1 protein-coding gene is annotated in these 820 nt (G+C 64.5%); it reads left to right on the plus strand.

Features of this window, described 5'->3' with window-relative positions:
• The coding region (locus tag JCM9942_RS17150; RefSeq protein ID WP_304941176.1) for an SbcC/MukB-like Walker B domain-containing protein at window positions 1-319 on the plus strand (319 nt) is incomplete at its 5' end.
• Between the last annotated feature and the right edge of the window lie 501 nt (window positions 320-820).

Genomic DNA, 820 nt, shown 5'->3' on the forward strand with positions numbered 1-820 from the left:
CTGGCAGGCCGACGCCCGCCGCGACACCCGCACCCTGTCCGGTGGCGAGAGCTTCCTGGTCAGCCTGGCGCTGGCGCTGGGGCTGTCGGATCTGGTCAGTCACAAGACCCGCATCGACTCCTTCTTCCTTGACGAAGGCTTTGGCAGCCTCGACCCGGATTCGCTGGATGTCGCCCTGGACGCACTGGACAGCCTCAACGCCCAAGGCAAGCTGATCGGCGTCATCAGCCACGTCGATGCCGTCAAGGAACGCATCCCGGTGCAGATCCAGGTACGCAAGACCCGCGGACTGGGGCACAGCACGGTGCTGAGCCCGTGAGGGTGGGGCGTCGCGCAGGTAGATAGCGGCCTGATGGCAGGCAGATCTTGGGTAGATAGCGGGCAGATCGCCCCGCCTTCCGGGCTCGTAGCCCGGCGCTCCGAGCAAAAAGCTCGACGTGCCGAGCAAATAGTCCCGAACGCCGAGCAAAAAGCTCGGGACTCCGGGCAAATTGCTCCATCAACCGAGCAAAAAGCCCGGCATTACGAGCTCAGGTACCCGGCGGCCCGAGCAAACAGCTCCGCACGCCGAGCAAAAAGCTCGGGGACTCCGGGCAGATTGCTCCGTCGTCCGGGCAAAAAGCTCCGTCTTCCGAGCTCGGGTACCCGGCGCGCCGAGCAGATTGCTTCGCTGTTCTGGCAAAGAGCTCGACGTTCCGAGCAGCCGGGTAGCCCGGGTCAGGCCATCGGCCGCACCCGGGGAAACACCGCAATGCAGGTATCCAAGAAATCCCGGGTGCGCGTTGCTTACCCGGGCTACTTGCTGATCAGAGACGCCTAT

The organism is Stenotrophomonas pictorum JCM 9942 (assembly GCF_001310775.1).
GTDB lineage: Bacteria > Pseudomonadota > Gammaproteobacteria > Xanthomonadales > Xanthomonadaceae > Stenotrophomonas > Stenotrophomonas pictorum.